This is a genomic window from Lishizhenia sp., assembly GCF_033720595.1.
GTDB lineage: Bacteria > Bacteroidota > Bacteroidia > Flavobacteriales_D > Crocinitomicaceae > Lishizhenia.
This window is the reverse complement of record NZ_JAWWCF010000267.1, coordinates 1-3,028: the sequence shown is the minus strand read 5'-3', so window position 1 is coordinate 3,028 and position 3,028 is coordinate 1. Positions and strand designations below refer to the sequence as shown.

At 33.7% G+C, this 3,028-nt stretch carries 2 protein-coding genes; both read right to left on the bottom strand.

The window, feature by feature from the left end; translation table 11 throughout:
* Positions 1 to 289: 289 nt before the first annotated feature.
* On the bottom strand, positions 290 to 1,003 hold the full coding sequence (locus tag R3333_RS13775) for a LytTR family DNA-binding domain-containing protein (protein ID WP_318959351.1): 714 nt from the start codon (positions 1,001 to 1,003) through the stop codon (positions 290 to 292).
* 4 nt (positions 1,004 to 1,007) lie between these two features.
* Positions 1,008 to 2,858 (bottom strand): histidine kinase, encoded by a 1,851-nt coding sequence (locus R3333_RS13770; protein WP_318959350.1) that lies wholly within the window; start codon positions 2,856 to 2,858, stop codon positions 1,008 to 1,010.
* Between the last annotated feature and the right edge of the window lie 170 nt (positions 2,859 to 3,028).

Genomic DNA, 3,028 nt, shown 5'->3' with positions numbered 1-3,028 from the left:
TAGATGTTTGAACAAATAATGAATGGGCCTTTACGAATATCAATCAGAATAGAATTATTGTCTTAAAATACTGACCTTTGAGTAGCACAAAGCAAAAAAAGGCATTTAACCGGCCTTTTTACATGTAAACCAGTAGTAGATGTAATGTACATCAAGCAAATGGCATAACTCTTTTGGGTTGTGCCATTTTTTTTAAAACTAGAATATGGCTGAACATAGCATACCTTGTGGTCTCATTTGATAAGCCTACTCGCTAAACCTAAAAAAAGCAATGGAGACATTGCTTTTTTTATTTTAACAAATCTGCTACCATACTTCTTTTACGTACTGAAACAGGGATTTCCATATTGTTTTGAAGTTGCACGTGTCCCTTTTTATTGTAGCTAGTAATGTATTTTAAGTTAACCAAATGAGATTGATGGATACGGATGAAAGTTTCATCCGGTAGTAAGGAGTTGTATTCCTTTAAAGTTTTAGAACTTAATATACGTTTTCCGCTGCTCATGTGAAAATGAGTGTAGCCTAAATCTGCCTCACAACGAACAATTTCATCCAAAGGGAGAATGTATATTTGCTCGGTGGTTTTTACAACGAGTCTTTTTAAATCGTTGTTCTTTTTCGAAGCTTGAATGAGCTGTTCTGCCTGTATGTTTTTTTGCTCTCGGAGCCTATTAATAGTTCCTTCTAATTCTTCGGGATCTATAGGTTTTAATAAGTAATCAAACGCATTGTATTTAAAGGCCTTTATAGCATACTCATTGTAGGCTGTAATAAAGATTAAATGGAAATTTTTATTGGGGATTTTATCGAGTAGGTGAAACCCCGTGTTTTGCTTTAATTGAATGTCTAGTAATACCAAGTCGGGAGAAAGTGAATTAATCAATTGCTCTCCCTCTTCTATATTTTCAGCTTCTCCAACTACTTCTAAGTCGGGAATATTATTCACAAGAATTTTTAATCCTTCGCGAATTTGTTTTTCATCATCTATTATTACTGTTTTCATATTACTATTCTTGAAGTGAAGTTATAGGGATAACAAGTGTTGCTTTTGTACCAATTATTTGCTGGTTTTGGTCTAAATTATCTGCGATTTCGTAATATAAGTTTAGGTTTAACTTCTTTGCCAGTATCTCTAAGCGTCTATTTAATATTTTACTGGCATGAGAAGTTTTGTTGGGGTTCTTTTTGTTTTGCGTTCTAGAATATCCAACGCCGTTATCAATAAAGGTAATGTGTAAATGATCATCTTTGTCTTGTACGTCTATTTCAATACGTGGATGATCAACCCCTTCAAGTCCATGTTCTAAGGCATTTTCAACGATAGGCTGCATCATCATTCCAGGTATGTAGATATCGGTATCCTGTTCAAGTTCCTCGTCTACATTGATAACGTATTCTAAATTTCCATTGAGACGCAAGTTTTGCATTTCTAAGTAATCGCGTATGCTTTTAATCTCATCTTCAAATAATGCTGTGTCGTGGGTAGACTGCTCTAAGTTGTAACGCAGTAGTTTCGAGAATTTTACCAAGTATTTAACAGCCACTTCTTTCTGATCTTGAAGGATGTTGGATTGAATATTAGAAAGGGAGTTAAAAATAAAGTGAGGATTCATTTTAGAATGTAATAGTTTTTGCTCCATGAGCATTTTCTCCACCTTACTTTGGAAGTTTTTATTTTTGAAATATAAGGCTAGTAATAGTCCGATCAACACCAATAAAGCACTGGATACAATAATCAATAACCTGTTTTTAGAGAGTAATTGCTGCTGTTTAGTATTGATCTTTTTTAAGCTTGATATTTCTTGTTCCTTTTGGTTGGTTTCGTATTCAACGGTAAGTCGTTCTAACTCTTTGACCTTTGTTTCATCCAGTAATTCTTCTGATAAAAGACGTAACTCTTCACTGTAGGCTAATGCTTCTTTGTATTTATTTTGTTCTTTTTTTACGCGTACTAATTGTGCAAGTGCCGATTTTTTCGTGTGTTTAATAGGGTTGCGTTCTATTGCATTTAATAAGAAAAGTTCAGCTTCTTCCAAATTGTTTTGATCAATCAGAAGGTTGGCATAGTTTACTAAAAGACCTAAGTTTACCCTGTTGTGGTCATAATTTAAAGCCAATTGAAATAAACTATCAGCTTTTTTGTATTTACTTAATTTGTAATAGGCTCTACCTAAATTGTTGTAAGAACGTACGATGTTTATACTGTCTTTTAATTTGAAGTTGATTTCCTGAGACAAATTGTGGTAAACTAAGGCAGAGTCTAACATGTTCTCGGAAATATATAATACACCTAAGTTATTGTAGGTAGCAGAGGTGTTTGCTAAATTTCCCTGCTCTTTAAAGATCTGCGCTTCTTTTTTAAGGTAACTATAGGCTTTTTGGTAGTCTTTCAGTAGGTAAAAGAGTCTTGCATAGGAGTCGTAGAGGTGGGGGAGGTAAGAGTAGTTGTTTTCTTCAACAATTGGACAAATTTTCTGAAAAATCAACAATCCTTCCTTGTACTTACCGGTGTTCATTAAATAGGTTCCCCACATGAATTCAAAATTGTAGAGGTATTCCTGGTTGTGGTAGTCTGTTGCCAGCTGATTTCCTATGTTGTAGTATTTAATGATTGAGTCATGATCGAATTGATAAATACGAAAGTATTCCATCAATTTTACATACAACTTCAAATGCTCTTCTGGATCTTTAATTAAATCTTCTTGAGATTTAATTTCATACAACTCGTTGAGAAAAGCTTTTTCATAACCCTCCTTTATTAAGCTGTCTGCTTTTTCAAAAGTGTTTTCCTGACTCCACACAGAAAAGGAGGTGCATAGCAAGAGTGTAAAGAATAAGGATCGCAGTAGATCACGCATGTATCCTGTAGTTTATTGAGTTGTTGTAAAGCAACAAAAATAGAAAAATTAACTAGATGCTTAATTTATAAAGATAAAAGTAAATTTCTAATAGATGAATTGAATTTTCACAGGGTTGAATGTGAGAAGTTGAACGTTTTAAATGTGTAGGATTAGAGAAAGATGTTTGG

Coding starts and splice junctions, on each gene's coding strand:
- R3333_RS13775 (WP_318959351.1), bottom strand. CDS start 1,003: ATGAAAACAGTAATAATAGATGATGAAAAACAAATTCGCGAAGGATTA.
- R3333_RS13770 (WP_318959350.1), bottom strand. CDS start 2,858: ATGCGTGATCTACTGCGATCCTTATTCTTTACACTCTTGCTATGCACC.